Origin of the sequence: Microbacterium elymi (genome assembly GCF_021582895.2) — a bacterium.
Lineage (GTDB): Bacteria > Actinomycetota > Actinomycetes > Actinomycetales > Microbacteriaceae > Microbacterium > Microbacterium humicola.
In genome coordinates this window covers 1,843,013-1,869,413 of the sequence record NZ_CP091139.2, presented here as the reverse complement: position 1 = coordinate 1,869,413, position 26,401 = coordinate 1,843,013, and the positions used below count along the sequence as shown (strand labels likewise).

The following is a 26,401-nucleotide window of genomic DNA, read 5'->3' as shown; positions in this document are numbered from 1 at the left end:
CAAAACTGATGTGCACTCGGCCAGATCGTACGATTTCGGCGGCGCGGGAGGCCGGGCGCGGCGGGCGGCGCATGCGCCCGCATCGAGTTGCTTTCTGGTCACGAATCGGTGCGGCGATTGCCGGATGCCGCGCCCCGCGGGGAGGATGGGAGCACAGTGGCCGCGCCACCCCGCGCGGCCGTCTCTCTTCGTATCAGAAGGATGAACCATGGCATTGCAGACATCCACGCGCGGGCGCGTGCTGTTCGCGCTCGGGGCGCTCAGCGTCTCGGCGATCGTCCTGGCCGGCTGCGCCGGTGGTGGCGGCGGCAACAACACCGGCGACGGCGGGCAGCGCCTCCGAACCGCTTCTGGTCGGCACGACCGACAAGATCACGTCGATCGACCCGGCCGGCTCGTACGACAACGGATCGTTCCAGGTGATGAACCAGGTCTATCCCTTCCTGATGAACACGAAGTACGGGTCGGCCGATGTCACGCCCGACATCGCCGTGTCGGCCGACTTCACCACCCCCACGGAGTACACCGTCAAGCTCAAGCCGGGTCTGAAGTTCGCGAACGGCAACGACCTGACCAGCTCGGACGTGAAGTTCACGTTCGATCGTGTGGTCAAGATCAACGCGGCAGACGGGCCGGCATCGCTGCTGGCCAACATGGACAGCGTCGACGCACCGGATGACACCACGGTCGTGTTCCACCTCAAGCACGCCGACCAGACCTGGCCGCAGGTGCTGTCCAGCCCCGCCGGCCCCATCGTCGACGAGCAGACGTTCTCGGCCGACAAGGTCACCCCCGACGACGACATCGTCAAGGGCGAGGGGTTCGCCGGCCAGTACAAGATCACCTCGTACAAGGTGAACCAGCTGATCAACTACGTGCCCAACCCCGACTACCAGGGCGAGCTGGGCGCCGCGGCCAACAAGGGCATCACCGCGAAGTACTACGCGGATGCCTCGAACATGAAGCTCGCGATCGGCAACGGCGACATCGACGTGGCCTACCGCAGCCTGTCGGCCACCGACGTCGCCGACCTCGGCAAGAACGACAAGGTCCAGGTCGTGAAGGGACCGGGTGGCGAGATCCGCTACATGGTCTTCAACATGGACACGATGCCGTTCGGCGCGAAGGCGCCCGAGGCCGACCCGGCCAAGGCGCTCGCCGTCCGCCAGGCGATGGCCGACCTCATCGACCGCGACAAGCTCGCCACCGAGGTCTACAAGGGCACCTACACCCCCCTGTACTCGTTCGTCCCCGAGGGGCTGACCGGTGCGACCGACGCGCTCAAGGGCATGTACGGCGACGGCAACGGCGGACCGTCGCTCGACAAGGCCAAGCAGGCCCTGCAGGCCGCCGGTGTGACGACCCCGGTGACGCTGAACATCCAGTACAACGGCGAGCACTACGGCCCATCGTCGGCCGACGAGTACGCCGCCATCAAGACCCAGCTCGAGAACGGCGGGCTGTTCAAGGTCAACATCGCGCAGACCGAATGGGTGCAGTACTCGAAGGACCGCACCAGCGACGTCTACCCGATCTACCAGCTGGGGTGGTTCCCGGACTTCTCCGACGCCGACAACTACCTGTCGCCGTTCTTCACCAAGGACAACTTCCTGAAGAACCACTACGACAACCCGGACGTGCAGGCGCTCATCTCGAAGGAGCAGACGGACGCCGACCCGGCGACCCGCAAGACCGACATCGAGAAGGTGCAGGAGCTGGTCGCGAAGGACCTCTCCACGCTCCCGATGCTGCAGGGCGCGCAGATCGCGGTCGTGGGCAAGGACGTCAAGGACACCACCCTCGACGCCTCGTTCAAGTTCCGCTACGCCCCGCTTGCACAAGTAGGCGCCATGAGGTCGCGCCCGGCCCCGATGCGGCCGGGCGCGACCCGCGTCTGAGTAAGGTTCACGCATGACCACTGTCGTCGAAGAAGCCGATCTCGTCGCCAAACCGGTTCGAGCGAAAAGCGGCGGACTCTGGCGGTTCATCCTCGTCCGCCTCGTGATGATCATCCCGACGGTGTTCATCCTCGTCACCGTCGTGTTCTTCCTCATGCGACTGACCGGCGACCCGATCACCGCGGCCCTGGGCGGCCGGCTCACCCCCGACCAGCTCGCCCAGCGCATCCACGAAGCCGGCTACGACCGTCCTCTGGTGGTGCAGTACTTCGAGTACCTCGCCGGGGTGTTCCGCGGCGACTTCGGCACCACCCTCACCGATCATCAGAAGGTCACGACGATCCTTCTGCAATACGGGTCGGCCACCCTCGAGCTGGCCTTCTACGCCCTCATCGTGGCGTTCCTGCTCGGCATCCCGTTCGGTCTTCTCGCTGCCTACAAGCGCGACCGCTGGCAGGACGCCCTGCTGCGCGTGGCCGCGATCCTCGGCTACGCGACGCCCATCTTCTTCATCGCGATCCTGCTCAAGCTCGTCTTCGCGGTGCAGTTCAACATCCTGCCCGTCTCCGGACGGGCCGGCACCCGCACCGAACTCGCGTTGCAGAGCCTGGATCATCCCACCGGCATCTACCTGATCGACGCGATACGGCTGGGGAACCCGGATGCCGTGGCCGACGTCCTCTGGCACGCAGTGCTGCCGGGGCTCGCACTGGGCATCCTCACCGCCGGCATCTTCCTCCGGCTCGTGCGCATCAACGTGATCGGCACCCTCGGCTCGCAGTACGTGACCTCGGCTCGCTCGCGCGGAGTGGGCGAGTATCGGCTGGTGACCACGCACGCCTACCGACCGGCGCTGATCCCGGTGGTCACCCTGATGGGCCTGCAGATCGCGGCGCTGCTGGCCGGTGCCGTGCTGACCGAGACGTCGTTCGAATGGAAGGGTCTGGGCTTCATGCTGGCGCAGTATCTCGGATCCCGCGACTTCGTCGCGGTGCAGGGGATCGTCATCATGATCGCCGTCGTGGTCGCCGTGGCGAACTTCGTCGTCGACGTGCTCGCCGTGCTCATCGACCCGCGAGTGAGGTACTGAGATGTCGGCCGCTGAAGACCCCACCCCGACCGGCGCCGAAGACCCCACCCCGACCGGCGTGCTCGACCCGATGCCCACCGGTGTGCTGCCGGCCGCCGAGACGCCGCGTCGGCCGCTGAGCGACCGCATCCCCGTCGTCTCGCACCTGAAGCACAGCGTGGGCTGGCAGCGCACGATGCTGGTGGTCGGGCTGGTGCTGACGGTGCTGTTCGTCGTCGTCGCGATCTTCGCACCGTGGATCGCCCCCTACGGGTATGCACAGCGCACCCTGGACGGGCGCGAGTTCGGCACTCTGCAGCCGCCCAGCGCGACGAACCTGCTGGGCACCACGGTCAGCGGCTTCGACGTGCTCTCGCGCACGATCTGGGGGGCGCAGACGGCGTTGCTGGTGATCGTGTTCGCCATTCTGTTCTCGATCTTCATCGGCATCTTCGCGGGGCTGCTGTCGGGGTACTTCGGCGGGTGGCTCGACCGCGTCCTCGTCGTCATCGCCGACGCGATCTACGCGTTCCCGTCGCTGCTGCTGGCCATCGTCATGGCGATCGTCATCAGTCACGGGCAGTCCACGCTGTGGGGCGGCATCCTGGCCGCTGCCATCGCGATCACCGTCGTGTTCGTGCCGCAGTACTTCCGGATCGTGCGCAGCGAGGTGCTGCGCGTGAAGTCCGAGCCGTTCGTCGAGTCGGCGAAGGTCATCGGCGTCCCCACGATCCGCATCCTCACCCGGCACGTGCTGCGCAACGCCACGCGGTCGGTGCCGGTGGTGCTGACGCTGAACGCATCCGAGGCGGTCCTGACCCTGGCGGGCCTGGGCTTCCTCGGGTTCGGCATCGAGGCCACCGCGGCGGCGGAGTGGGGCTACGACCTGTCGCGGTCGGTGTCGGATGTCACGAGCCACATCTGGTGGACGGCGATCCCGCCGGGTGTCGCGATCGTGCTGGTGGTGCTCGGCATCACCCTGGTGGGCGAGAGCCTGAACGACCTCAGCGATCCGCGGTTGCGCCGCCGGCGTCGGGTCGTGGTGAAGGGCGGCGACGAATGAGCGATGTCTCGATGCCGGATGCGGCATCCATCCGCAACCTGACGGTCACGTTCGCCACCGACGGCGACCCGGTCGTCGCCGTGAACCGGATCTCGCTCGAGGCGCACGCCGGCGAGGTGCTCGCGATCGTCGGCGAGTCCGGGTCGGGCAAGACCGTCACCGCGAACGCGCTGCTCGGCTGCCTGCCGAGACGGCGACCCTGAAGGGGGCGCTCGTGATCCGCGGGCGCGAGGGCGGCGAGACCGACGTCGTGCATGCGACGCCGGCGCAGCTGCGGGCGATGCGTGGGCGCGACGCGGCGATGGTGTTCCAAGAGCCGTCCACGGCGCTGAATCCGGTGTTCACCGTCGGCTTCCAGATCGCCGAGGGGCTGCGCGCGCACCACCGGATCGGCAAGCGCGAGGCCAAGCGCGCCGCGATCGACATCATGCGCCGTGTCGGCATTCCCGACCCCGAGCAGCGGGTGAACGATTACCCGCACCAGTTCTCCGGCGGGCAGAAGCAGCGGATCGTGATCGCGATGGCGCTCGTGCTGGATGCCGGGCTGATCATCGCCGACGAGCCGACGACGGCGCTGGATGTCACGGTCCAGGCCGAGATCCTCGACCTGCTGCGCATCGCCCGCGACGAGTTCGGCGCGACGGTCGTGCTGATCACGCACAACATGGGCGTGGTCGCCGACCTCGCCGACCGCGTGATCGTCATGTACCAGGGCGACATCGTCGAACAGGCGCCGGCGCGCGAGCTGTTCGCCGCGCCGAAGCAGGAGTACACGAAGAACCTGCTCGCCGCGGTGCCGCACGTGGGCCGAGGCAAGAGCGCGACTCAGGATCCGTCGGCCGAGGCGCCGACCGAGCCGGTGCCCGACTCGCTTGTGGTGGCCCGGGGGCTGCAGATCGCCTATCCGGGCCGGTTCGGCCGGGCGGGAGTGGTCGCGGTGCGGGGCGTGGACTTCTGGATCGGCCCCGGCGAGGTGCTGGGCCTGGTCGGCGAGTCCGGTTCGGGCAAGACCACGATCGGGCGGGCCATCGTCGGGCTCACTCAGGTGGTCGCGGGGTCGCTGACCGTGCTCGGGCACGAGATGCGCGGGACGTCGACGCGCTCGCTGAAGAAGCTGCGACCCGACATCGGGTTCGTCTTCCAGGATCCGGCGACGAGCTTCAACCCGCTGCTGACGATCGCCGAGTGCATCGCCGAGCCGCTGGTGGTGCACGGCCGGGCCGCGAACCCGGGGGCCGCACGTGCCCGGGTGAACGATCTGCTGGATGCGGTCCACCTGCCGCAGACGTTCGGCGACCGATACCCGCACGAGCTCAGCGGCGGCCAACGCCAGCGCGCATCGCTCGCGCGCGCGATCGCGCTGCGGCCGAAGCTGCTGATCGCCGACGAGCCGACCAGCGCGCTGGACGTCTCGGTGCAGGCACGGGTGCTCGAGCTGTTCGACGAGCTGCAGGGCGAGCTCGGGTTCGCCTGCCTGTTCATCAGCCACGATCTCGCGGTGATCGACGAGGTCGCCGACCGCATCGTCGTGCTGCGCCGCGGCGAGATCCGCGAGCAGGGCACGACCGCCCATGTGCTCGGAGCCGCGCAGGACGACTACACCCGCCGGCTGCTGGCATCCATCCCGGTGCCCGACCCGGAGCAGCAGGCCGCCCGCCGCGCCGCACGGCTCGCCGCGGAGGACGCGATCGCGGGCTGACTCCGTTCCCGCGTCGAAATCGTACGATGTGGCCGAGTGCACATCAATTTCGGCCAGGTTTCATGTTCAGTCGGCCAGATCGTACGATTTCGCGAGCAAGGGAGGGTTTCGCGAACGGGGAGGCGGGGGGCGGTCAGGTCGGCCAGGCGCCGGAGGCGGCGAACTCCTCGAGCACGGCCGCCGGCCCGGTGAGGTCCATCCCGCGTTCGGCCACCCACGCGTCGCTGTAGTACGTGTGCCGGTAGCGGTCGCCCGAGTCGCACAGCAGCGTCACGACGCTGCCGGTCTCGCCGCGGCGCAGCATCTCGGCGATCAGGCCGCACGCCGCCCACAGGTTCGTGCCGGTGGAAGCCCCGGCCGGAAAGCCGGTCCGCGCGGCGAGGAACCGCATCGCGGCGATGGACGCTGCATCCGGCACCTGCACCATGTGATCGACGATCTGCGGCAGGAAGCTGGGCTCCACCCGGCTTGCGCCCGATCCCCTCGATCCGGCTGGGCGCGTGCGTGGTCACGCCGCAGTCGCCCGTGGTCCACGCCTGGAAGAACGCGGAGTTCTCCGGATCGGCCACGCACAGCTGGGTGGGATGCCGCTGGTAGCGCAGATAGCGTCCGATGGTCGCGCTCGTCCCGCCGGTGCCGGCACCCACCACGATCCAGCGGGGGACGGGATGCCGCTCCCGCGACAGCTGCTGGAAGATCGACTCGGCGATGTTGTTGTTGCCGCGCCAGTCGGTGGCGCGCTCGGCGTACGTGAACTGATCCATGTAGTGGCCGCCGCACTCGGCGGCGATCCGGGTCGCCTCGTCGTACACGCCGGCGGCGTCGTCCACGAAGTGGCACCGGCCGCCGTAGAACTCGATCAGGTCGATCTTCTCCTGGGTGGTGGTCGCCGGGATCACCGCGACGAACGGCAGCCCCAGCATCCGGGCGAAGTAGGCCTCCGAGACGGCGGTGGACCCGCTGGAGGACTCGACGATCGTCGTGCCCGGCAGGATCCACCCGTTGCACAGTCCGTAGAGGAACAGGGATCGGGCGAGGCGGTGCTTGAGGCTCCCGGTGGGATGCGTCGACTCGTCCTTCAGATAGAGCTCGATGCCCCACTCCTCCGGCAGCGGCACGGTGAGCAGATGCGTGTCGCTGGATCGGTTGGCGTCGGCGTCGACCTTGCGCACGGCCTCGCTCACCCACTCGCGCGTGGTCCGGGCCTCGTTCGGATCGTGCATCGTCGCTCCCTTCCGCCGCGAGCCTATCCGTTCGCCCCGGGCCCGCGCCCTAGCATCGACCCGTGACGGACGAGCCGGGGAGCGAGCCGATGCAGCGCGTCTTCGGCGCCGAGCGCGCCAAGGCGTTCATCGACGCCGTCGTGGCGATCGCGATGACCCTGCTGATCCTGCCGCTGATGGAGAGCGTCAGCGAGGCCGACGGAGCCAAGGGCACCCTCGTCTGGCTCGACGAGCACCAGTGGCAGCTGATCAGCTTCGTGCTCAGCTTCGCCGTGATCGCGAATTTCTGGGTCAATCAGCATCACCTGTTCGCACGCGTCGAGCGGGTCTCGAACGGGCTGTTGTGGGCGTGCCTGGCGTGGCTGCTGACGATCGTGTGGATGCCGGTGGCCACCGCTCTGACGGCGGCTGATGCCGAACACCGAGCCGCTGGTGAAGGTCATCTACATCGGAACGATGATCCTGACGAGCCTGCTCGCACTGCTCGGAGCGCTTCGTGCTCCACCGGCATCCGGACCTGCACCGCATCGATGAGGACGCCCTGCGCCGAGGAATGGCCGTCGACATCTCGACGGCGCTCCTGTTCGGTGCCGCGCTCGTCATCGCCGTCGCGGTGCCCGAGGTGAACTACTACGCGTTGTTCCTGCTCTTCCTCACCGGCGTGCTGCGGCGCCTCATCTCCCGGATGATGGGCGGAAGACCCGTCCCGGGGAACGACCGATAACGTCCGGCGTTATCATCGAAGCGTGGACGACTACGGAGACTTCGTGCGAACACGCCGCGACATCCTCGGGATGTCACAGCGCGATCTCGCGGAGCGCTCCGGTGTGAAGCAGCCCTCCATCGCCGCGATCGAGCGGGGCCGTCGCGATCCGTCAGTCGCGGCCAAAGCCGCACTCGATGCCGCGCTCCGGCTTGCGCCCGTCGGCGGCACTGCGGGCGCGGCGGCGTGAAGTGGCCGGCCTCTTCGCGGCGGCATCGCTGAACCCGCCACTCGTGTTCGGTTCTGTGGCGCGCGGCGACGACGACGAGACCGGTGATCTCGACCTGCTCGTGGACTTCACCGACCGGCACGACATCACCGACCTGCTCGACCTGCGGGAGCGTCTCGGCCGTCTGCTCACGGTCCCCGTCGACCTCGTCGACTCCCGCGCCGGCGGCCGAGTGGTCCGTCAGGCGCTCGACGAGGCGGTGCCGTTGTGAGCGGAGACCCGATCGACGACCGTGTCCACCGTCGGCTGGATGATCTGGCGCACTTCGCGGCGGATGCCGCATACACGGTCTCGCTCGGGCGGGATCGCTACCTCGAACACTCGTCGGCCGGGCGTGTGCTGCGCAACAACGGGCGCCAGATCGTGATTCAGATCGCCACGGTCGTCGAGAAGCTCCCTGCCGAGTTCAAGGACGCGCGTTCCCACATCGACTGGATCCGCATCGCGCGCATGCGCAACCTCATCGCCCATCACTACGACGGAGTGGATGATCGTCTGGTGTTCTCAGCGCTGGAGCATCGCATCCCCGAGCTCGCCCGCGCACTCGGGCTCACCGACTCCTGAGCCCGCTGACCCGGGCGGATATCGACGGGGGCGAGTCAGAACCGCGTCGCCACCATGATCACGATCCACGCGGCGATGATCGCGACCCCGGCCATGACCGTCACCGCCGATGTCGACCGCCGGAGCCGGCGACCCGCAGGTGCGACGCCCGGTGGCGGCGTGAATGCGGCGACCGGTGCGGTGAACGGCAACGACGCGGCGCCTGCCGGTGAAGGTGCGGGGGCGGATGCTGTGCCCGACGTCGTCGCGCGGGCCGCGGCATCCGGAGCCAGCCGGTCGTCGCGCCAGCGCGCCCACTGCGCCATCTTGTCCAGGAGCGCGCCGACGGTCGCGAACATCCACGCCCAGGTCGCCGGATCGAGCGTGGACAGGGTGCGGCCCTGCGCGTACAGGAACAGCCAGTCGTCGACGATCTCCACGTCCAGGGCGGCGGCGTGGTCGATGAAGCGGGCCATGATGTCGGGGGTGAACAGGTAGAGCGCGTCCTGTTCATAGCCCTCGGGGCAGTACAGGGCGAAGTGCTGGTCGAAGTCGCCCTCGAGGTGCAAGCCGCTGGCCGCGGGCGAACGAGGCGGGCAGGTTCGAGCCGAACAGGCCGTTGTTGCTCACCGCATCCAGCACGATGTTCGGCAGCGGGCTGTCGAGCCGGATCGCGACGTAGCCCCAGTGGTGGGTGGTCTGCTCCTTGCCCGAGCCGGTCGTGTACTGGTAGTTGCCGAACTCGACGAAGCGGGACGCTGCCCGCGCACCAGGTCGGCCGAGCGGCGCGCGTTGCCCTGGCCGAAGATCATTCCGGGCAGCTGCGGAGCGGTCAGGCCCGGTTCGTACGACATGCCGTTCGCGCGGGCGAACCGGTCGAGGCGGTAGGCGCGCACGGCCGCGCCGGGGCCGAACATCGACCGGACGACCGCCACCAGCACGCCGATGACGGCGAGCCCGAACACCACCGGGACGACGACCAACAGCGCCCCCATGCCGCCGCCGACGCCGGCACCGGCCGAGAAGAACGCACCGAACACGCGGCTGCCCACACCGACGAAGAAGACCAGGAACACGACGGCGATCGCCACGCCGACGATGCGGTTGGTAGTGATGCCGCCGGACGATCGGATTCGCCTCCAGAAGGCGCGGGCGGCCTTCTTGTCGACGGGTTCGGTCAACGGACGGGGGTCGAAGGATGTCGCGGTCTGACTCATCGGTTCACCTCATCGCTGGTCCAGCCCAGGTCGGCGCCGGCCGGGACCGGCGCGGCCTCGAGCCGCGAATCGGCGACGACCGCGGCGATCAGCGCCTCGCTGCCGGCGACCACCGTCACGTCGAAGTCGACCTCGGTCACCATCACCCAGGCGTGGTCGTCGGGCCAGATGAGGGAGGGCGATTCGGCGGTCGGGTCGAAGCCGTGCTGCTCGCCGCTGTGATCGCTCCAGGGCGCGGTGCGCGCCCACGCCGGGTCGGCGAATTCGGCGACACCCCCGCGGAACAGCACGTAGTCCCGACCGGGCAGTGACAGCCGCGGTCCGCGCGAGATCTGGTCGGAGAGGATGCCGGGGCGCCACGTCGGTTGCAGGAACACGTCATTGAACACGTCCCGGCCGGCGTGGGCGAGGAAGCTCTCGTGCTGTCGGCTGACGTTGCGCGCCTCGTCTGATTCGGGATCGGCGGCACCGGCCTCGGTGAGGAACACGCGCGACGGCCCGTAGCCCATCCCGCCGGTGACCCCGCCCCACCCCTCCCACAGTGCGATGCCCCCGGCATCCGGGGTCGTCGTATGGGCACCGAGCACGTCTGCGAGGACGGCGAGCGTGTCGGGTTCGAGCTGGCCCTGCGGCGGGTCGCTGTAGCGCCAGCCGACGGCGTCGCGCGGCGAGCCGCCGTCGTGTCCGTACGGGTCCCGTTTGCCGACGAGTCGCTGCCACTGCGCGAGTGGGTGCATCGTCGTGCCGAATGCGGCGGCGGTCTGCGCCCACGTCACCCGTTCGGTGTCGACCTCGACACCCGCGCGCAGGAACGCCTCCCATCCGTCGCGGTCGTCCTCGTCGGGCCAGGCGCGGCCGACCGGCCGCTCCCGGGTCGCGGGGTGGAACACGCGCGCGTACGCGGCGAATCCGCGCGGCACGACATCGTGCATCGTGTTCCGCCAGGGGTCGTCGATGCGTGCGCGCAGCCACTCGCCGGTCGAGACATCCGCGGTCCACTCCATCCGACAACGGTACCCGGCGTCGGCGCGTCCGACCGGTCGTGTGCGACGCCGTCGCCACGCCTGGTCGGACGAGCCGAGTCTGGCGCGCGGGTCAGACCAGGGCCGGTTCGCGTTCGGCGATCCAGTCCAGTGCCAGCCGTGCGACATCCCGCCAGCCGGCGTCCATCGTGAGCGAGTGGCCGCGCCCCTCGACCTTGACGAAGTCGGTGCGCGAGGGATTGTCGGCGTACAGCTTGACGACGGCCTCGGTGACCTTCAGCGGCACCGTGTGGTCCTCGGTCCCCGAGATCAGCATCAGCGGACCGCGGATGGCGTGATGGGTGTCGACGGCCGCGGGCGAATCGCGGACGAACGCGGCGGACGCATCCTCGAAGAGCGGCCTGCCGGGCCCGGGGATCGTCCACTGCGCGAACAGCGCGTCCGACTCTTCGCGGGACAGCGTGTTGCCGAAGCCGTAGTGGAACTGGTCGGCGGTCAGCGCCACCGTCCGCTTGCGGTTGGCGGGGTTGCCCAGCACGGGAAACGCCGAGCGCAGCCTGCGAGAGCGGCAGGATCTTCACGCCCTTGACCGGGGCGGGATCGATCGCCACGGCGGCGGTCGCGTATCCGTTGGCCAGCAGCTCCTGGGCGATCAGTCCGCCGAACGAGTGGCCGACCACGATCGGCTTGTGCGGCATCGCGTCGATGAGGTCGGCGTAGTGCCGGCAGATCGCCGTGATGCCGAAGTCGGCGAGCGGCTCGGGGTGGTCGCGGGTGGCCTGCACGGTGTCTCCATCGCCGGGCCAGCCGGGTGCCGAGGTGACGTGGCCGGCGGACTCGAAGAGGTCCTGCCACGGTCGCCAGGCCGTGGCGTGGATCCAGAGTCCGTGGATGAACATCACCGGGAGGTGGTCGGCGGGTCTCGTCTCTGACATGAACTGCTCCTTCGTCTGGTGCCCGCGTACGCGGGCGAGGGTCCCGCTCCTGCGGGGGATCACGCACGGTGGTGCGATCACAGCGTCTGGATGAGGCCGCCGTCGATGCGGAAGTCGGCCCCGGTGACGTTGCCGAGGCGGTCGCTCGCGAGCATCACCACGAGGGCGGCGACCTCTTCGGGCCGAGTGAATCGCCCGGTGACGGCTTGCGCGGCGGCCGCTGCCGCCACCTGCGCCGGTGTCGGTCCGCCCGCTGCGGACACGGTCGCAGCCACGCCGTGCTCGCCGAGCCACAGCGCCGTTTCGACCGGACCGGGACTGACGGTGTTCAGACGGATGCCGGACCCGCCCAGTTCTTTGGACAGCGACTTCGACAGGTTGCTCAGCGCAAGCCTTGGCGGCCGAGTAGTCGATCACGAGCGGATCGGGCAGCGCGGCGTTCACCGAGCTGATCGTGACGATGCTCCCCGCCGCGCTCGATCAGCGCCGGAACCACGGCGCGGATGGTGCGGACCGCCGCCATGAGGGTGAGGTTGATGGTCTGCAGCCACTGCTCGTCCGAGACGGCCGTGAAACCCGAGGGCCGGGGCGTCACCGCGCCCACGTTGTTGACGAGGATGTTGATGCCGCCGCCGCGGAGGGCGCTGCGCACGAGGGTGGCGGGCCCGTCGGCGGCGGACAGGTCGAGGGGCTCGAACTCGACGCGGCCGTCGGCGACGAGTCCGCCCAGCTCATCGCTGAGGGTGCGCGCGCTCGCGACCACCTGTGTGCCTTCGTCCACCAGGGCTCGCACGATCGCGAGGCCGATGCCCTTGCTGGCGCCGGTGACGACCGCCCTCTTGCCTGCCAGGTGAAGATCCATCTGTCCCGCCCACCTCGAACCGCGCGCTGATTTGCGAATCTCGATCAAGGTAGACGGACTGGTCTATCTGGTCGTGTGAAAGTATGGCGTACAGGCAAACGGAAGGCAAGAGCGGATATGAGCCATGTCACGACCGCGGTGGATGCCGCGCCCACCGAATCGGAACGGCCGAGCTCGAAGGCCCGCCAGCGCATCCTGGCCACCGCCACGAGACTCTTCATCTCCGTCGGCATCCGCTCCGTGGGCGTGGACCGCCTGATCGCCGAATCCGAGGTCGCCCGGGCGACGTTCTTCCGGCACTTCCCGACCAAGGACGATCTCGTCGTCGCGTTCCTGCGGTCCCAGGCGGCGGAGGCCCGAGAGCAGCTGACCCGGGTGCGTGCGCAGCCGGACGGCCCCCGTGCGCTCCTGGCCGAGATCGCCGCCGGGGCCAAGGTGGGCATGGACTGCGACGGGTTCCGCGGATGCGAGTTCGTCAACACCGCGGCGGAGTACTGCGACCCCGACCACCCGGTGCGCCTCGTCGTCGATCAGCACCGGGCATGGGTGCGCGACATCATGTCCGACTCCCTGCACGAGCTCGGACATCCCACACCTGTCGCCACCGCCGAGGTGCTGTTCACGATGCGCACGGGCGCCGTCATCGCCTCGTCGCTCGAAGGGTTCGGCAACGTCGACGGCGCGTTCGATCGCGCGTGGTGGGCACTGATCGACCAGCGCTGAGACCTTGGCGTCCCGCTTGGGACGGCTCTCGGCGGCCGTCGAATCGGCGCCGGCCGCGGCATCCGGTACACTATCAAGGTTGCCCGCGGTCTGTCCGCCGGGCGACGTGAATCACACCCTCCTGCTGCGGGGAGATGCCCGCAGCCGTTCTAGTCCGAAGGAGGTGGGTAAGTGACGCACCAGTACGAACTCATGGTCATCTTCAACCCTGAGATCGATGAGCGCCAGGTCCCGACGCACCTGGACAAGTTCCTCAAGGTCATCACGGATGCCGCCGGAACGCTCGAGAAGGTCGACATCTGGGGCCGCCGCCGTCTGGCGTACGAGATCCAGAAGAAGAACGAGGGCATCTATGCCGTCGTCGACTTCACCGCCACGAGCGAGTCCACTCAGGAGCTCGACCGTCAGCTGAAGCTGAGCGAGCTGGTCCTGCGCACCAAGATCCTGCGCGCCGAGGAGGCGATCGCCCAGGTCGCCGCCGAGAAGGAGCGCTCCGAGGCGAAGGCCGCCCGCAAGGCGACCGCCGGCGCGAAGGCGTAACCGCGATGGCCGGCGAGACGATCATCACCGTCGTGGGAAACCTCACGGCCGACCCGGAACTGCGCTACACGCAGTCGGGACTGCCCGTCGCGAACTTCACGATCGCGTCGACGCCGCGCACGTTCGACCGTCAGGCGAACGAGTGGAAGGACGGCGAAGCGCTGTTCCTCCGCGCGAGCGTGTGGCGCGACTTCGCCGAGCACGTCGCGGGGTCGCTGACCAAGGGCTCCCGCGTCATCGCGAGCGGGCGCCTGAAGCAGCGCTCGTACCAGGACCGCGAGGGCAACAACCGCACCTCGATCGAGCTGGAGGTCGACGAGATCGGCCCCTCGCTGCGCTACGCGACCGCCCAGGTCACGCGCGCGGCGTCGTCCGGCTCGGGCGGCGGCAACGCCGGCGGACAGGCGCGCCCGCAGGGCTCGGACGAGCCGTGGTCGACCCCCGGGTCGAACGGCGGCGCCGACGGCTGGGCCGCGCCCGGCTCCTACGGGGACGACACGCCGTTCTGATTCGGGGCGGATCAATGCCGCGCAGCGGCGTTGATGCGACCGCGACTCAAGGCTGAGCGAGCCCGCGTGAAGCGCGAGCGAGACGAAGCCCGAGCGACAGTCTGCGTCTGACCGAGGCATCCGTCGCGAACAACTCTCATCTGATCTAAGGAAGCAACAATGGCTGGAAAGTCGAGCGGCGACCGCCGCAAGCCGCGGAAGGGCGCGAAGAACGCCGCTCCCGCGAAGTCGATCCGGGTCGGCGTCATTGATTACAAGGACGTCGCCACCCTTCGCAAGTTCGTCTCGGAGCGCGGCAAGATCCGCGCCCGTCGTATCACCGGTGTCTCCGTGCAGGAGCAGCGCCTCATCGCCCGCGCCATCAAGAACGCGCGCGAGATGGCTCTTCTGCCCTACGCCGGCGCCGGCCGGTAAGGGGTATCGACATGGCAAAGCTGATTCTCACGAATGAGGTCGCCGGGCTCGGAAGCGCCGGCGACGTGGTCGAGGTCAAGAACGGGTACGCCCGCAACTACCTCGTCCCCCAGGGCTTCGCAGTGGCCTGGAGCCGCGGTGGCGAGAAGCAGGTGGCGTCGATCCGCGCCGCCCGCGACTCCCGCGCGATCCACGACCACGAAGAGGCCGTCGCACTCAAGGACGCCCTCGAGTCGAACATCGTGCGCCTGGCCGTCAAGGCCGGCACCGAGGGTCGACTGTTCGGCGCCGTCAAGACCGGCGACATCGCCGACGCGGTCAAGGCCGCGGGTCTGGGCGAGCTGGACAAGCGCAAGATCCACATCACCGCGCCGATCAAGGCCACCGGCCAGCACGAGGCGACCGTTCGCCTGCGTGACGAGCTGACCGCCGTGATCACGCTGCAGGTGGTCGCCGCCAAGTAAGCGCGATCGCCGTGAGGCCGCCGACCTTCGGGTCGGCGGCCTTCTGCGTTGGCGCTGTTGGCGTCGGTGCTGGCGTTGGTGGAGTTCGCGTCGGCGCTCTTCGCGTCGGCGGTGACGCGCTCGTGCTGCGCTGTCGTTTTCGGCGTGCGCTGTCGTTTTCCCGCGGCGGATATCTGTCGCGCTATCGAAATCCGCTTCCGCGCCCGCGATTTACGGGCGCGGAAGCGGAAAACGACAGCGCGACGAATCGCGCACTGCCGAAGCCGGCGCGAGCGCGGCGCGGAGGGCCGCGTGGGCGCGAGCGCGGGTCAGAGGCCGCGGGCGATGGCCGCGGCGGCGGCGAGCCAGGCTCGGCGGGTGTCTGCCCGCAGAGCATCGAAGGTGATGATGCCGTCGACCAGCGTCGGATCGAAGGGGATGCTGACGACGTCGCGTGCGATCGCCCGGAAGCCGTCCGCGACGTGCCGGATGTCGGCATCCGTCGCCTTCGGATCGGCCTGGGTGACCACGGCCACCGCGTTCGCCGCAAGACGGGCCGAGCGCTCGTCGCGGTCGGCCAGACCCTCCAGCAGAAGCGCCCCGGCCTCGGCGTGGTCGTCGCGCGTGGTCGTCGCGATCACCAGCTGATCGGCGTGCTCGATCATCTGCAAGCCAGAGCGGGTCGGTCTCGTCGTTGCCCGAATCGATCACGATGAGCCGGTAGTACTTCGCCGCCACGGCGTGGATGGCGGAGACATCCTGCGCGGTGATTCGCTGCTCGCTGGCCAGAACCGCGGGCTTCGAGCGCAGCACGTCGTACTTGTCGGCCGTCTGGTGATGGACGAAGCGCGCCAGGTCGGCGGACTGCGCGCTGGTGCCGAGCAGGCGCCCGGTCTGCGGGAGGCTCGAGCAGCGTCGACTCGTGCGGACCGCGTTCGGTGCGCCAGCCCAGGGTGCCGCGGGTCTGGTTGTTGTCCCAGGCGAGGACGCCGGCTCCGCCATGGCGGGCGAACACGGCCGCCAGGTTGATCGTGGTGGGGGTCTTGCCGGCGCCGCCCTTGCCGTTGACCACGGCGATCGTGCGCGGACCGGGCCAGTGCTGCGACACGGCGTGCAGGTCGTCGCGCTCGGCCCGCTCGCTCGCGTTCGGCGGCACGCGCAGCCCCATGCGGACGAGTCCGCCCCGCCAGCCCTTCGAGGCCGGGCGCTCCGCCTGCTCGTGCTTCAGGAACGACTGGCGCTCCTGTGTGCGGGGCACGGATGCCTCACCCTGGGTCGGCGCGGGGGCGGCGGCCGGGACGGAGGTGATGGGCGGCGCGGCGGCGGCGACGGATGCGGCGACCTGCGGTGCTGCCGGCTTGCGGCGACGCGGGCTGCGCCGGTGCCGGGGATGCGGGCTGCGCCAATGTCGGCGACGCGGGCTGCGCCGGTGCCGGGGATGCTGGCTGGGACGCCGACTGCGGGGCCGGGGAAACGGGCTGGGACGCCGGCTGCGGCGACGCGGGCTTGCGCCGGTGCCGGGGCGGCGGTGGGGACCGCTGTGGTCGGTGCCGGATCAGCCGGTGCCGCGGTGGCCGCCGCGGCGGCCGGGACCGCGCTGACCGGCGCGGCAGCGGCGGGCGCAGGCATTCGGGACGGGCGTGTCGGCGGGCGCGGGCGCCGGGTGCGTGTCCTCGACGACGGTCACCGATCCGTCGGTGGCGACGACCAGCTGGACCGCGCCATCCGGCTCGGTCACGATGACGGGAACCGGCCGGCCGAGCGACGCCGCCCGGATGCCGGCGCGCTGCACGACCTCACGGCGCGCGTCTTCGGGGCGAGTCGTCGCGAGGGTCTCGACGCGGCCGTCGACCTCGAGGGTCACCGATCCGTCCACTCGGATGGTGGCGGCGATCTCCTTGGTGTTCGGCATGTGCTGCTCCTCAGCGGATCGGCAGAGACCTGGCGGTCGGATGGACGGCGGCCCCAGCCCGCCGCGGTGGCCCCAGCGATGTCTCCGTTCTCGACGGCTCCGCGGGCGCGCCCCGAAGGAACGCGCCATGAGGGATTTTAGCCGGATGCGGTCGGGAGGACCCTGAGTCCGCATCCCGGCGGCGGAGACGGATGCCGCGACACGTCCGGGCCCCACGGGTCGGGCATACCGAGCGGCAGTGTCGCGCGCGATGCTGATCCGCTACCGTGGCATGCGGACCGAGCGCGCCCAGTGCATCGAGCGCACCGCCTCCCGTCCGGCTTCTGTCCGGTCGAACCCCCCGATATCCGCCGCTGGATGTCGGTGCCGGCGCTTCGCCGAAGAACCCCGATGGCCGCTGAGGAGACCTCATGACCGACCCGATCCAGCGGCCCGAGGCGGCCTGGCCCTGCCCGCAGATCGCGGCCGGGCCCTGCGGCGGGGGCCGTGCCGCTGTGACCGGTGCGGGTCGATGAGCGCGGTCGTGGCGGGCGTGCCGCCGCAGGTGCTGCTGGGCCTGGCCGTCGTCGTGGTGGTCGTCCTGACCAGGCTCCGCGCACGGCCGATCCGACCCCGCCTCGTGATCCTGCCGATCGTCCTGATCGTCGCCGGGATCGCCGTTCTGCTTCCGGCGGTGATGGCCACGTCCGCATTCCACCTCGTGGATGCCCTGGTGCTGACGATCGACGTGGCGTTGTCGGTGGGGCTCGGATGGGTGCGCGGCGCGAGCGTGCAACTCCACGCTGCCGACGACGCCGTGTGGTCGCGGTACACCGTGGTGACGGTGGCGCTGTGGGCGGTGTCGATCGTCCTGCGGTTCGCTCTGGGACTGGTCGGAGACAACTTCGGCGCGGCGGCGGTGGTCACCACCGGGCCGGTGCTGTTCTTCCTCGGAGTCACGCTGCTGGTGCAGAACATCGTGGTCCGCCGGCGCGCATCTCGCCTCTGACCAGGGCCGCTGATGAGGGCGAACGGCCCCGCTCACGCAGGTCTCGGCTCGACTTGCATTCGGGCGCATGCTGTGCATAACTCACCGCGACGACGGAACTTTAAACCGCTACTTCAAACACAGATCCATCCACAGGCTGTGCAGACAAGAGTGCCAGGTCAAGCGGGAGAAAAAACCTGACTTTCGCGAATTACACCTCTGTTGTCCACAGGGCTTGTACACAGGCTCACCGGCGTTCTGCCCAATCTCTCCACATAGTTATCCACAGGGCCGTTTGCGGGCGATCTGCGCCGTGCATAGCGTGGTCTCTGGTTCATCCGGGGGAGAGCATCCGTCACAGGCGAGGGATGTCGGGGGTCCGTGGTGTGCTGTGCTCACGAGCGCGGCATCGACCGGCGACATCCTCCTGATGTGCAGGTTCATGCGTGCCAGACATCGTGGAGGAGGACAGACGACGTGTCGATCGCTGACATCTCCGACGAGCGCCTGGGCGGACCGCCCCGAGAGCACGAGCGGACCCCTCCGCACGACATCCTCGCCGAGCAGAGTGCGCTGGGCGGGATGCTGCTGTCGAAGGACGCCGTCGCCGACGTCATCGAGAGTCTGCGCGGCGCCGACTTCTACGTCCCCAAGCACGAGCTGATCTTCGAGGCGATCCTCAACCTCTACTCGCACGGCGAGCCCACCGACGTGATCACGGTCACCGACGAGCTGATCAAGACCGGTGATCTGCAGCGGGCCGGCGGCGCCGACTATCTGCACACGCTCACCTCGATCGTGCCGACGGCCGCCAACGCCGGATACTACGCGTCGATCGTCTCGGAGCGCGCGCTCCTGCGCCGACTGGTCGAGGCCGGCACGCGGATCGTGCAGATGGGCTACTCCGGCCAGGGCGAGGCGCTCGACCTGGTCAACAACGCCCAGGCCGAGATCTACTCGGTGACCGGCATCGAGGCGTCCGAGGACTATGTGCCGCTGACGATGGCGGTGGATGCCGCGGTCGAAGAGATCGAGGCGGCCCGTGGGCGTGACGGTCAGATGACCGGCATCCCGACCGGGTTCCGTGAGCTGGACGAACTGACCAACGGGCTGCATGGCGGCCAGATGATCGTGGTGGCCGCGCGGCCGGCGATGGGCAAGTCGACGCTCGCTCTGGATTTCGCCCGGGCGGCCGCGATCAAGCACGACATGCCGACGATCTTCTTCTCGCTCGAGATGGGCGCAGCGAGATCGCCATGCGCCTGCTGTCGGCCGAGGGCGCCATCCCGCTGCAGAACATGCGCAAGGGATCGCTCGACCAGCGCGACTGGACCACGGTGGCCGCCACCCGCGGCCGCATCAACGACGCGCCGCTGTACATCGACGACAGCCCGAACATGACGCTGGTCGAGATCCGGGCCAAGTGTCGGCGGCTCAAGCAGCGCGTCGGCCTGAAGATGGTGATCATCGACTACCTGCAAGCTGATGACCAGCGGCAAGCGCGTCGAGTCGCGCCAGCAGGAGGTCAGCGAGTTCTCGCGTGCGCTGAAGCTGCTGGCCAAGGAGCTGCAGGTGCCGGTCGTCGCGCTCTCACAGCTGAACCGTGGATCCGAGCAGCGGCAGGACAAGAAGCCCCAGGTCAGCGATCTGCGCGAGTCGGGGTCGATCGAGCAGGATGCCGACATGGTGATCCTGCTCGACCGCGAGTCGGTCTACGACAAGGACAGCCGCCCCGGCGAGGCCGACCTGATCGTGGCCAAGCACCGCAACGGCCCGACCGCGACCATCGAGATCGCGTTCCAGGGCCACTTCTCCCGCTTCGCCGACATGGCCCCGGCGGGCGAATTCCAGTAGCGCCGGTTGCCGGGGTCCTGCGAAGGGCGGCGACCTCTCGCCGCTGCGCCCGCAACGCGCCCCCGAACGATGCGCCGGAATGGACGCGCGGCGTTCGACGTTTCACTGCTCATGAGCCTCCGCGACATCCCGATCAAGACCATGGAGGGCACGCAGACGTCCCTCTCCGCATTCGACGGCAAGGCGCTGCTGATCGTGAACGTCGCCTCGCGGTGCGGACTGGCGCCCCAGTACGAGACGCTGGAGAAGCTGCAGCAGGAGTACGGCGACCGCGGGCTGCAGGTGCTCGGCTTCCCGAGCAACCAGTTCCTGCAGGAGCTGGGCAGCAACGACGCCATCAAGGAGTTCTGCTCCACCACCTACGGCATCACGTTCCCGATCTTCGACCGCATCCGCGTCAACGGGCGCCGTGAGCACCCGCTCTACACCGAGCTGAAGAAGACGCCGGATGCCTCGGGCAAGGCCGGGCGGGTCACCTGGAACTTCGAGAAGTTCCTCGTCAGCCCCTCGGGCGAGGTGCACCGCTTCCGCCCGCACACCGTGCCGGACGACCCGACGGTCGTCGCGGCGATCGAGGAGAGCCTGCCCGCCTGACTCCGCCCGGGAGCCTGATGCCGGAAGATGGTGTGGTGTCCCGCATCCATCTCTCCGGTGAGCTGATCTGTCGCGACCCGCATGAGGCGCAGGTCGTCGCCGACGCGCTTCCGGAGCACGTCGCGCTCACGCGCGCCGAGGCCGGATGTCTGTCGTTCGAGGTGGTCGCCACGGCCGATCCGCTCGTCTGGCATGTCGACGAACGATTCGTGGATGCCGCGGCCTACCGCCGGCATCAGGCCCGCGTTGCCGCATCCGACTGGGGTCGCGCGACGGCCGGCATCCAGCGACGGTACGAGGTGGAGGGGCTGTAGCCAGCGCCGCGTCCGATCCGGACCCGGCCGACCCCGAACTCAGGACTCCGAGGGCGCCAGCGGCAGCTCCGGACCGTGATTCCACGCGAGGATCGCGGGCTGCTCCCGGTAGAAGCCGAGCACCGAGACCGATCCGGCATCCAACGAGATCATCGCGCCGAAACGCGGTGCCAGACGGAGGAAGACCGCAGTCAGGATGCGCAGATAGTGGCCGTGGGCCACCAGCGCGACGTCCCCCTCCGCCATCGCCGGCAGCACGCGGGTCAGCACGCGTGACGCCCGCGCGGCCACCTCTTCGACGGTCTCACCCGGGGTCGCGCCGCGGATCACGCCGTGCGTGAAGGCCGTCCAGTTGTAGCCCAGCTCGGCGCGGATGTCCTTCGTCGTGCGCCCCTCGTACCCGCCGTAGTCCCACTCGACGAGCAGCGGATCGACGTCCGCGTGCAGCCCGGCCAGCTCGGCCGTGCGCCGACTGCGCTGCAACGGGGAACTCAGCACGAGCCGGAAGTCGTACCCCCGGACGAGTGCCCCGGCGGAACGGGCGAGCTCCTCGCCCCGCGCGGTGAGCGGGATGTCGGTGAGCCCGGTGTGCCTGCCCGCCTTCGACCACTCGGTCTCGCCGTGTCGCATCAGCACGAGCTTGCCGGGAGGGTTGTCGGGGGCGGGGCGGTCCGGCAGCTGATCGACATGGTCCATGTCGTCACCGTAATCCCGTTCCGTCCGCCTCACCCGTCAACGGCGGCCTGGATGTCGCGGATGATCGCTCCGAGCCGACCGGACGCCAGCATCCCCGGGCCGAGCGGCCCCGCGGACCTTATCCGCGCTTGCGCCCGGCGGACCGCGCGGGCCTGCGCGTCGGCGTGCGCGTCGCGCAGCAGGGCGATGACCGTCTCGGCCGTCCGTGCTCCCGGATTGACGACCGAGACCCAGCCCGCCGCGCCGTACAGCGGATGCGGGACGAAGACATCCACATCGGCGGGATCGTCGTGGTCCGCCGTGAGCTTGCGCCGCGATGTCGCGCCCGACGTGGATGTTGACGCGGAACCGATCGGGATCGTCGAGGCGGGATGCCTCGTCATCGGGGTAGTTCTTCGTGATGATCGTCCCGTACGGCTGGGTCCGCTCGGGCATCACGCCGTCCGGGGCGTAGTAGAAGAAGGCGTCTCCCCATGCCAGCTCGGGGAACGGGCCGCCCTCGTGCGGGATGAACACGAGCGCCCCGTCGAATACTTCGACGGCATCGATGATCTGCTGCATATCCATGCTTCCATCGTCACCTTCATGTGCTTATGTGGACTTCAACGGCTCAACGACCGGAGACAGGATGCCGAACCCTCAAGTGCCGCGCATGACGACGGCCGAGATCGGCCGCCTGGCAGGCTACTCCACCCAGCAGGTGCGCGACCTCGAGCGCCTCGGCATCCTGCCCGCCGCGGAGCGTGCACGCAACGGATACCGGCAGTACGAGCACCGGCACCTCGCCGCGCTGCGCGCCTACCGCGCCCTCGCCGTGGCGATCGGTCCGGTGCCCGCACGCCGCCTCATGCCCGTGCTGTTGACGAGTCCCCTGGACGTCGCGGCGGAGAGGATCGACGACCTCCACGCGGCCCTCGCCCGCGACCGCGCGCGGGTCCGCGAGGCGCGCCGCGGCCTCGACGCCGTGCTGGCCGACACCCGCGTCACGGCGGACTTCGATGACCGGGATGCCATGACGATCGGCGAGCTCGCCCAGGCGCTCGGGGTCCGCACCTCTGCGCTCCGGCACTGGGAGAGCGAGGGGCTCGTCATCCCGGAGCGTCTGCCCGCGACCCAGACTCGGCGCTACCGCGCCTCGGCGATCGCCGAGGCGCGCATCGTCGCCGCGCTGCGTGGCGGCGGCTACCGGATCCCCGAGATCGCCGGGGTGCTCGACCGGCTTGCGCACCGACGGAGACGCCGAGCGGGCACGGGCGATGCTCGATGATCGGCTCGCCGGCCTCACCGAGCGCAAGCATTGCACTTCTGGCCGCGGCATCCCACCTGCACGCACTCCTGACCGGTTCGACGCCGCGGTCCGGCGCGGATCTCACGCCTGGGTAGGGGCGGGAACGGCACCGGGGGTGATGTGCCGGCACCCACCGCGTCCATAGCCTCCTCGAGATCCACTCGAGGAGGACCCCCATGGTCATCATGCCTGCGCGCTCGGTGCGCGCGCCCACCGTCCCTCTGCCCACCGGCCGAACGGCGCCGCAGCGCGTCGGGCGCGACACCGCCATCGATCTGGTCCGGGCGCTGTGCGTGGCCACCGTCGTGCCTTGCACGCCCTCATGGTCGGCGTCACCATCGGCCCGGCCGGCCCGGTGTTCGAGAACGCCGCCGACGGGGCGCCGTGGCTGGTGCCGCTGACCTGGGTCGCGCAGATCATGCCGCTGTTCTTCGTGATCGGCGGGTATGCCGGTTCGGCGGCCTACCGCCGACTGCGCGCCCAGGGCGGCACGTCGGTCGGCTTCGTCACGGCGCGAGTGCACCGGCTGCTTGCCGGGCGTGCTGTCGATCGGCGCCGCCGGCATCGGACTCGCGCTGCTCGCGATCTGCGGTGTACCGGGTGACATCGTGCAGCTCGCCGGGTTCCGCTACAGCCAGCCCCTCTGGTTCCTCGGCGTGTTCCTGCTCTGCCAGGCGCTGCGCCGGCTCTGCTGGCCGCGCACGAGCGGGCGCCGATGCGCACCGTGGGCGCGCTCGCCGCGGCAGCGATCCTCGTGGATGTCGTCCGCGGGATCACCGGGGTCGGCGCGATCGGCTTCCTCAACCTCGCCTTCATCTGGCTCGCGCTCGAGCGAGCTGGGGTTCTTCCTCGCCGAGGGACGGATCGAGGCCCTCCCGCGCCGCGTGCGCGCTGGAGCGGCGATCGCGGCGGCCGCCGTGTTCGCCGCGGGGTGTGTGATCGGCGTGTTCTCTCCGGATCTCCTCGAGAACCTCAACCCGCCGACCGCCGCGCTGCTGCTCGTCGGGGTGGCGCAGACGGCGCTCTTCTCGCTCCTGCGCGCTCCGCTCACCGCTGTCAGCCGGCGCCCCCGAGTCGCCGCCTTCACGCGGTTCGTCACCGCCCGCACGATGACGATCTACCTCTGGCACATGCCGGTGCTGCCGACGCTGGCCGGTATCACCGCGCTCGTCGCGATGAGCAGCGGTCTCGCCCTGCCGGAACCGTCGAGCGCGAGCTGGTGGATGACCCGCCCGCTGTGGCTCGCGCTCGCCGTGCTGCTCACCGCCGTCGTCGCCTGGGCGCTGGCCGGGCTGGAACGTCGCCCGATGCCGGCTCCGACCAGCTCCGTGCGTCGCGCTCGACAAGCCGTGATCATCGGCCTGGTCGCCGTCGTGCTCCTGCTCGCGGCCGGCACCACCGCGGTCAGCGCAGCGGTCGCCGTCATCCTGCTCGTCGGCGCGCTCCTCCGCATCCGGGCACCACGACGGGGCGAAGTCGGGCAGATGCTGACGGAGCCTGGGACCGGGTCACCGGCATCCCGGACTCACGCGACGGCGAGCCCCACGATCAGCGCGACGATCGCCAGGAGCGGCACGAGACCCTGAGTGGTCGCCGCGGATCGCTTGTCGGGCGCGGAGCTGAACAGGACCAGGGATGCCGCGAGCATCATCGCCGTGCCGGTGAAGGCGAGAGTGACGCCGACGGTCTGGGCTCCGAACACCCAGACGACGATCCCGGCACAGGCCGCGACCGCCAGGAACAGGTTGTAGAAGCCCTGGTTGAACGCGAGCTTGCCGGGTCTGCTCGGCCTGTGCCGCCGTCATCCCGAAGACGGCGCGAGCGCGAGCGCTCGTCCACGCCACCGATTCGAGACAGAAGATGTACACGTGGATCAGGCCCGCGAGGACCGCGAGGATCAGCCCGACGACGATCATGTGTGCTCCCGCCGTGCCCGGGTCCGAACGTGCACTGCTTCAGTATGGGTGGAAAGCCGGCGCGGGCGTGAGCCCTTCGTGCGCTCAGAATGGTGGAGGGTCGGGAACGAACTGCACCGTCGAGGTCGGGCGATCGAGGTAGACGCGGCCGGTCGGCCTCGTCCACCTGAGGCGGCCGCGGCCCAGCTGCTCGACCCGCCACGGCGAGTGGTGTTTGAGGATGTGATGGCGCCGGCAGAAGTGGGCGAGGTTGCCGGCGCATGTCTTGCCGCCGCGCGCATGGTCGACGGTGTGGTCGAGGTCGCATCGCCACGTGGGCTGGGTGCATCCGGGAAACCGGCAGTGCTCGTCGCGAGCATCGAGGAATCGCTGCTGGGCGGCACTCGGTCGATAGCGGTCCACGGCCAGCGGCTCGCCCGTGCAGGGATCGGTCAGCACGCGGTCCCATCCCGACGCGGAGGCGGCGAGGCGTTTCGCCGTGGCGAGGTCGATCGGGCCGTGTCCGGTCAGGAGTGCCGGGCTGTCGCTCCTGCCGTCCAGAATCCTCATCGGCAAACACTGTGGCGTCGCCGCGCCTGAGCGCGGACACATTGATGCTGTCCCGACGCCTCTGGCGACGTGGAGACCTTGACGACCTCGTCCGGCTTGGAAACATACCGAACGGTTTGGCTCGCCGTACGGTGCACGACTCCGAACGCAGCCTGCGAGCCTGCTGCCGATTGTCCTCACTGACCTGATCAGCTGTCTCACCGACGCGATTCAGCGACTCACGTATTAGGTCCCTAAGCCAATTGATCGAGTACTTGCTGGCATAGTCGGTCGACTCCTCGAGGTCGATCGCACGGAACTTGGAGTGGATGTGCTCCGCGACCTCGTCGACGGAAAACATCTTGTAGCGGATGAGAGTGCGCTTCTCTCGCTGCTTCCCGCTGACCACTCGGCTGTACGTGGTCTCGCGCTCGAGCTCCGAGACCTGAGAAACGAGGGTGACGAACCCCTTCGAAAAATCGTACTCGTCAGGCGCCTGGTGCTCTTCGGACTCCTGCGTCTTGCTGTAGTCGATGTTCTCGAGATCGAAGTTGTAGTCGACTTCTTTGTCTGCCACCCGTGACACAAGCCTGTTCTCGATCTCGAGAACTTCATCGACGAGATGCCGAATCCTTGACGACCACGCATCGTGATTGAACACCGTGAGTACCGGACGCTCACCACGGTAAGAGTCGGGCACGCGAAGTCCGCGTCCCAGAACCTGCGCAATCAAGAGCTTGCTTGAGAACGCCCTCTCCTCGTGCGGCACGACTTGGAACACGTTCTTTACGTCCCAGCCTTCGGTGAGCATGCTCACTGAAACTACCCATTCGACCGGGCTATCCGCTTGGTCCACAGATCCGAGTTGGATCACGTTGCGCTTGTGGTCGGGATCAGAGGTGACGGTCAAGACCTTGGCGGCCGCCTGATCCTGGGTAAGCCCTTCCGCCGACGCCAAAAAACTCGCAACATCGACCGCCAGTCGTTTCGCGGCGGCGATGTCGCGCGTCGCGAGCAAGGTCAGAGGCATCACCTTGCGGTAGAACTGCTTGTTCCCCTGATGGTTGTCGTAGACCTTCTGGAGCTTCTCGTCCCGTGCGCCGCTTGAGTCCTCCGCGACGTAGTCGATCGTCTTGACGACGCCGGAGTCGATCGCGGCGCGAAGCGAGTAGCGGTAGATGACATCCGGGAAGTAGGAATTGTCGACGTAGCAGGTGCC

General features: G+C 69.2%; 30 protein-coding genes and 8 pseudogenes. 22 read left to right on the top strand and 16 right to left on the bottom strand.

Translation table 11 applies throughout. From position 1 onward, the window contains the following. The first annotated feature begins 208 nt into the window (after positions 1 to 208). The 4 genes and pseudogenes from L2X98_RS10215 (at position 209) to L2X98_RS10200 (ending at position 5,729) form a co-directional block, all read left to right on the top strand. Positions 209 to 1,898: pseudogene (locus L2X98_RS10215) on the top strand (ABC transporter substrate-binding protein). 13 nt (positions 1,899 to 1,911) lie between these two features. Beyond that, the gene (locus tag L2X98_RS10210) at positions 1,912 to 2,988 is read left to right on the top strand and encodes an ABC transporter permease (protein ID WP_259610843.1); all 1,077 of its coding nucleotides are present in this window, start codon (positions 1,912 to 1,914) and stop codon (positions 2,986 to 2,988) included. A 70-nt stretch (positions 2,989 to 3,058) separates the two neighbouring features. Beyond that, positions 3,059 to 4,030, top strand: coding sequence for an ABC transporter permease (locus L2X98_RS10205; RefSeq protein WP_259613275.1), 972 nt, complete (start codon positions 3,059 to 3,061; stop codon positions 4,028 to 4,030). Between the two features lie 11 nt (positions 4,031 to 4,041). Then, a pseudogene (locus L2X98_RS10200) lies at positions 4,042 to 5,729 on the top strand (dipeptide ABC transporter ATP-binding protein). A 133-nt stretch (positions 5,730 to 5,862) separates the two neighbouring features. On the opposite strand, the pseudogene cds1 reads toward L2X98_RS10200, so the two are convergent. Beyond that, positions 5,863 to 6,952: pseudogene (cds1, locus tag L2X98_RS10195) on the bottom strand (L-cysteine desulfhydrase Cds1). Between the two features lie 89 nt (positions 6,953 to 7,041). On the opposite strand from cds1, the pseudogene L2X98_RS10190 reads away from it, so the two are divergent. The 5 genes and pseudogenes from L2X98_RS10190 to L2X98_RS10170 all read left to right on the top strand — a co-directional run. Continuing rightward, a pseudogene (locus L2X98_RS10190) lies at positions 7,042 to 7,278 on the top strand (TMEM175 family protein); the annotation flags it as partial. 170 nt (positions 7,279 to 7,448) lie between these two features. Next, positions 7,449 to 7,676: a hypothetical protein gene (locus tag L2X98_RS10185; RefSeq protein ID WP_259613410.1), complete on the top strand. Its 228-nt coding sequence runs from the start codon at positions 7,449 to 7,451 to the stop codon at positions 7,674 to 7,676. Positions 7,677 to 7,698: 22 nt separating this feature from the next. Further along, positions 7,699 to 7,905, top strand: a complete 207-nt coding sequence (locus L2X98_RS10180) for a helix-turn-helix domain-containing protein (RefSeq protein WP_259610842.1) — start codon at positions 7,699 to 7,701, stop codon at positions 7,903 to 7,905. A gap of 1 nt (position 7,906) precedes the next feature. Continuing rightward, positions 7,907 to 8,155: a nucleotidyltransferase family protein gene (locus tag L2X98_RS10175; RefSeq protein ID WP_259610841.1), complete on the top strand. Its 249-nt coding sequence runs from the start codon at positions 7,907 to 7,909 to the stop codon at positions 8,153 to 8,155. After that, a complete protein-coding gene (locus L2X98_RS10170) occupies positions 8,152 to 8,508 on the top strand; it encodes a HepT-like ribonuclease domain-containing protein (RefSeq protein ID WP_259610840.1) in 357 nt (118 codons plus the stop codon). The genes L2X98_RS10175 and L2X98_RS10170 overlap by 4 nt, the downstream gene beginning before the upstream one ends. Before the next feature lie 35 nt (positions 8,509 to 8,543). Here the strand turns inward: L2X98_RS10170 and L2X98_RS20920 are convergent, their stop codons facing one another. From L2X98_RS20920 to L2X98_RS10145, 7 genes and pseudogenes are all read right to left on the bottom strand, one after another. Beyond that, entirely contained in the window at positions 8,544 to 9,056 is a 513-nt protein-coding gene (locus L2X98_RS20920) for a hypothetical protein (RefSeq protein ID WP_354002739.1), read from the bottom strand. 57 nt (positions 9,057 to 9,113) lie between these two features. Further along, positions 9,114 to 9,704 carry a hypothetical protein gene (locus tag L2X98_RS20915; protein WP_354002738.1) on the bottom strand — a complete coding sequence of 197 codons (591 nt, stop codon included), beginning with the start codon at positions 9,702 to 9,704 and terminating at the stop codon, positions 9,114 to 9,116. Then, entirely contained in the window at positions 9,701 to 10,708 is a 1,008-nt protein-coding gene (locus L2X98_RS10160) for a hypothetical protein (RefSeq protein ID WP_259610839.1), read from the bottom strand. Before L2X98_RS10160 ends, L2X98_RS20915 begins: the two co-directional genes overlap by 4 nt. A gap of 91 nt (positions 10,709 to 10,799) precedes the next feature. Next, positions 10,800 to 11,225: an alpha/beta fold hydrolase gene (locus tag L2X98_RS22285; RefSeq protein ID WP_259610838.1), complete on the bottom strand. Its 426-nt coding sequence runs from the start codon at positions 11,223 to 11,225 to the stop codon at positions 10,800 to 10,802. Beyond that, a pseudogene (locus L2X98_RS20910) lies at positions 11,113 to 11,586 on the bottom strand (alpha/beta fold hydrolase); the annotation flags it as partial. The gene L2X98_RS22285 and the pseudogene L2X98_RS20910, both read right to left, overlap by 113 nt. A gap of 113 nt (positions 11,587 to 11,699) precedes the next feature. After that, positions 11,700 to 11,954 carry an SDR family oxidoreductase gene (locus L2X98_RS10150; RefSeq protein WP_259613274.1) on the bottom strand — a complete coding sequence of 85 codons (255 nt, stop codon included), beginning with the start codon at positions 11,952 to 11,954 and terminating at the stop codon, positions 11,700 to 11,702. Positions 11,955 to 12,004: 50 nt separating this feature from the next. Then, positions 12,005 to 12,484 (bottom strand): SDR family NAD(P)-dependent oxidoreductase, encoded by a 480-nt coding sequence (locus L2X98_RS10145; RefSeq protein ID WP_259610837.1) that lies wholly within the window; start codon positions 12,482 to 12,484, stop codon positions 12,005 to 12,007. 117 nt (positions 12,485 to 12,601) lie between these two features. Here L2X98_RS10145 and L2X98_RS10140 point away from each other — a divergent pair, with 117 nt between their 5' ends. The 5 genes from L2X98_RS10140 to rplI all read left to right on the top strand — a co-directional run bounded on the left by L2X98_RS10140 (position 12,602) and on the right by rplI (position 15,134). After that, complete coding sequence (locus L2X98_RS10140) at positions 12,602 to 13,207, top strand: TetR/AcrR family transcriptional regulator (protein ID WP_259610836.1); 606 nt, start codon at positions 12,602 to 12,604, stop codon at positions 13,205 to 13,207. Between the two features lie 171 nt (positions 13,208 to 13,378). After that, positions 13,379 to 13,747, top strand: coding sequence for a 30S ribosomal protein S6 (gene rpsF / locus L2X98_RS10135; protein WP_259610835.1), 369 nt, complete (start codon positions 13,379 to 13,381; stop codon positions 13,745 to 13,747). Positions 13,748 to 13,752: 5 nt separating this feature from the next. Continuing rightward, positions 13,753 to 14,256, top strand: coding sequence for a single-stranded DNA-binding protein (locus tag L2X98_RS10130; protein ID WP_259610834.1), 504 nt, complete (start codon positions 13,753 to 13,755; stop codon positions 14,254 to 14,256). Positions 14,257 to 14,415: 159 nt separating this feature from the next. Next, a complete protein-coding gene (rpsR, locus tag L2X98_RS10125) occupies positions 14,416 to 14,670 on the top strand; it encodes a 30S ribosomal protein S18 (RefSeq protein WP_259610833.1) in 255 nt (84 codons plus the stop codon). An 11-nt stretch (positions 14,671 to 14,681) separates the two neighbouring features. After that, entirely contained in the window at positions 14,682 to 15,134 is a 453-nt protein-coding gene (gene rplI / locus L2X98_RS10120) for a 50S ribosomal protein L9 (RefSeq protein ID WP_259610832.1), read from the top strand. A 308-nt stretch (positions 15,135 to 15,442) separates the two neighbouring features. Here rplI and L2X98_RS10115 read toward each other — a convergent pair whose 3' ends face one another. The 3 genes from L2X98_RS10115 to L2X98_RS10105 form a co-directional block, all read right to left on the bottom strand. Then, entirely contained in the window at positions 15,443 to 15,778 is a 336-nt protein-coding gene (locus L2X98_RS10115; protein ID WP_259610831.1) for a hypothetical protein, read from the bottom strand. Further along, positions 15,775 to 16,371, bottom strand: coding sequence for a nucleotide-binding protein (locus tag L2X98_RS10110; protein WP_259610830.1), 597 nt, complete (start codon positions 16,369 to 16,371; stop codon positions 15,775 to 15,777). The genes L2X98_RS10115 and L2X98_RS10110 overlap by 4 nt, the downstream gene beginning before the upstream one ends. Positions 16,372 to 16,668: 297 nt before the next feature. Beyond that, complete coding sequence (locus L2X98_RS10105) at positions 16,669 to 17,025, bottom strand: hypothetical protein (protein WP_259610829.1); 357 nt, start codon at positions 17,023 to 17,025, stop codon at positions 16,669 to 16,671. A 511-nt stretch (positions 17,026 to 17,536) separates the two neighbouring features. Between L2X98_RS10105 and L2X98_RS10100 the strand changes: the two genes are divergently transcribed. The 4 genes and pseudogenes from L2X98_RS10100 (at position 17,537) to L2X98_RS10085 (ending at position 20,754) form a co-directional block, all read left to right on the top strand. After that, positions 17,537 to 18,013: a hypothetical protein gene (locus tag L2X98_RS10100; RefSeq protein WP_259610828.1), complete on the top strand. Its 477-nt coding sequence runs from the start codon at positions 17,537 to 17,539 to the stop codon at positions 18,011 to 18,013. Between the two features lie 456 nt (positions 18,014 to 18,469). Next, positions 18,470 to 19,846 (top strand): annotated as a pseudogene (gene dnaB, locus L2X98_RS10095) (replicative DNA helicase). A 111-nt stretch (positions 19,847 to 19,957) separates the two neighbouring features. Further along, the gene (locus tag L2X98_RS10090) at positions 19,958 to 20,440 is read left to right on the top strand and encodes a glutathione peroxidase (RefSeq protein ID WP_259610827.1); all 483 of its coding nucleotides are present in this window, start codon (positions 19,958 to 19,960) and stop codon (positions 20,438 to 20,440) included. 35 nt (positions 20,441 to 20,475) lie between these two features. Further along, positions 20,476 to 20,754: a putative quinol monooxygenase gene (locus L2X98_RS10085; protein WP_259610826.1), complete on the top strand. Its 279-nt coding sequence runs from the start codon at positions 20,476 to 20,478 to the stop codon at positions 20,752 to 20,754. Between the two features lie 39 nt (positions 20,755 to 20,793). Here L2X98_RS10085 and L2X98_RS10080 read toward each other — a convergent pair whose 3' ends face one another. After that, on the bottom strand, positions 20,794 to 21,450 hold the full coding sequence (locus L2X98_RS10080; protein WP_259610825.1) for a histidine phosphatase family protein: 657 nt from the start codon (positions 21,448 to 21,450) through the stop codon (positions 20,794 to 20,796). A 29-nt stretch (positions 21,451 to 21,479) separates the two neighbouring features. Further along, a pseudogene (locus tag L2X98_RS10075) lies at positions 21,480 to 22,011 on the bottom strand (DUF6194 family protein). 91 nt (positions 22,012 to 22,102) lie between these two features. On the opposite strand from L2X98_RS10075, the gene L2X98_RS10070 reads away from it, so the two are divergent. The 3 genes from L2X98_RS10070 to L2X98_RS10060 all read left to right on the top strand — a co-directional run bounded on the left by L2X98_RS10070 (position 22,103) and on the right by L2X98_RS10060 (position 24,324). Next, entirely contained in the window at positions 22,103 to 22,717 is a 615-nt protein-coding gene (locus L2X98_RS10070; RefSeq protein WP_259610824.1) for a MerR family transcriptional regulator, read from the top strand. A gap of 331 nt (positions 22,718 to 23,048) precedes the next feature. After that, positions 23,049 to 23,342 (top strand): hypothetical protein, encoded by a 294-nt coding sequence (locus tag L2X98_RS10065; protein ID WP_259610823.1) that lies wholly within the window; start codon positions 23,049 to 23,051, stop codon positions 23,340 to 23,342. After that, complete coding sequence (locus tag L2X98_RS10060) at positions 23,278 to 24,324, top strand: acyltransferase family protein (protein ID WP_259610822.1); 1,047 nt, start codon at positions 23,278 to 23,280, stop codon at positions 24,322 to 24,324. Before L2X98_RS10065 ends, L2X98_RS10060 begins: the two co-directional genes overlap by 65 nt. On the opposite strand, the gene L2X98_RS20905 is transcribed toward L2X98_RS10060, so the two are convergent. The 3 genes and pseudogenes from L2X98_RS20905 to L2X98_RS10050 all read right to left on the bottom strand — a co-directional run bounded on the left by L2X98_RS20905 (position 24,264) and on the right by L2X98_RS10050 (position 25,203). Continuing rightward, positions 24,264 to 24,452 (bottom strand): hypothetical protein, encoded by a 189-nt coding sequence (locus tag L2X98_RS20905; protein ID WP_354003040.1) that lies wholly within the window; start codon positions 24,450 to 24,452, stop codon positions 24,264 to 24,266. The two genes, L2X98_RS10060 and L2X98_RS20905, sit on opposite strands and share 61 nt — an antisense overlap. Before the next feature lie 115 nt (positions 24,453 to 24,567). Continuing rightward, positions 24,568 to 24,654, bottom strand: a pseudogene (locus tag L2X98_RS20900) (DUF1304 domain-containing protein); the annotation flags it as partial. A gap of 84 nt (positions 24,655 to 24,738) precedes the next feature. Continuing rightward, complete coding sequence (locus tag L2X98_RS10050) at positions 24,739 to 25,203, bottom strand: HNH endonuclease signature motif containing protein (RefSeq protein ID WP_259610821.1); 465 nt, start codon at positions 25,201 to 25,203, stop codon at positions 24,739 to 24,741. A gap of 304 nt (positions 25,204 to 25,507) precedes the next feature. Between L2X98_RS10050 and L2X98_RS10045 the strand changes: the two genes are divergently transcribed. Beyond that, positions 25,508 to 25,765 carry a hypothetical protein gene (locus L2X98_RS10045; protein ID WP_259610820.1) on the top strand — a complete coding sequence of 86 codons (258 nt, stop codon included), beginning with the start codon at positions 25,508 to 25,510 and terminating at the stop codon, positions 25,763 to 25,765. Positions 25,766 to 26,401: the final 636 nt, after the last annotated feature.

Bases quoted from the DNA above. Each gene is read 5' to 3' on its own strand.
- L2X98_RS10210 (WP_259610843.1), top strand. From the start codon at position 1,912: ATGACCACTGTCGTCGAAGAAGCCGATCTCGTCGCCAAACCGGTTCGA.
- L2X98_RS10205 (WP_259613275.1), top strand. From the start codon at position 3,059: ATGCCCACCGGTGTGCTGCCGGCCGCCGAGACGCCGCGTCGGCCGCTG.
- L2X98_RS20915 (WP_354002738.1), bottom strand. From the start codon at position 9,704: ATGAGTCAGACCGCGACATCCTTCGACCCCCGTCCGTTGACCGAACCC.
- L2X98_RS10160 (WP_259610839.1), bottom strand. From the start codon at position 10,708: ATGGAGTGGACCGCGGATGTCTCGACCGGCGAGTGGCTGCGCGCACGC.
- L2X98_RS10145 (WP_259610837.1), bottom strand. From the start codon at position 12,484: ATGGATCTTCACCTGGCAGGCAAGAGGGCGGTCGTCACCGGCGCCAGC.
- L2X98_RS10140 (WP_259610836.1), top strand. From the start codon at position 12,602: ATGAGCCATGTCACGACCGCGGTGGATGCCGCGCCCACCGAATCGGAA.
- L2X98_RS10130 (WP_259610834.1), top strand. From the start codon at position 13,753: ATGGCCGGCGAGACGATCATCACCGTCGTGGGAAACCTCACGGCCGAC.
- rpsR (WP_259610833.1), top strand. From the start codon at position 14,416: ATGGCTGGAAAGTCGAGCGGCGACCGCCGCAAGCCGCGGAAGGGCGCG.
- rplI (WP_259610832.1), top strand. From the start codon at position 14,682: ATGGCAAAGCTGATTCTCACGAATGAGGTCGCCGGGCTCGGAAGCGCC.
- L2X98_RS10115 (WP_259610831.1), bottom strand. From the start codon at position 15,778: ATGATCGAGCACGCCGATCAGCTGGTGATCGCGACGACCACGCGCGAC.
- L2X98_RS10105 (WP_259610829.1), bottom strand. From the start codon at position 17,025: ATGCCGAACACCAAGGAGATCGCCGCCACCATCCGAGTGGACGGATCG.
- L2X98_RS10100 (WP_259610828.1), top strand. From the start codon at position 17,537: ATGAGCGCGGTCGTGGCGGGCGTGCCGCCGCAGGTGCTGCTGGGCCTG.
- L2X98_RS10090 (WP_259610827.1), top strand. From the start codon at position 19,958: ATGAGCCTCCGCGACATCCCGATCAAGACCATGGAGGGCACGCAGACG.
- L2X98_RS10080 (WP_259610825.1), bottom strand. From the start codon at position 21,450: ATGGACCATGTCGATCAGCTGCCGGACCGCCCCGCCCCCGACAACCCT.
- L2X98_RS10070 (WP_259610824.1), top strand. From the start codon at position 22,103: ATGACGACGGCCGAGATCGGCCGCCTGGCAGGCTACTCCACCCAGCAG.
- L2X98_RS10050 (WP_259610821.1), bottom strand. From the start codon at position 25,203: ATGAGGATTCTGGACGGCAGGAGCGACAGCCCGGCACTCCTGACCGGA.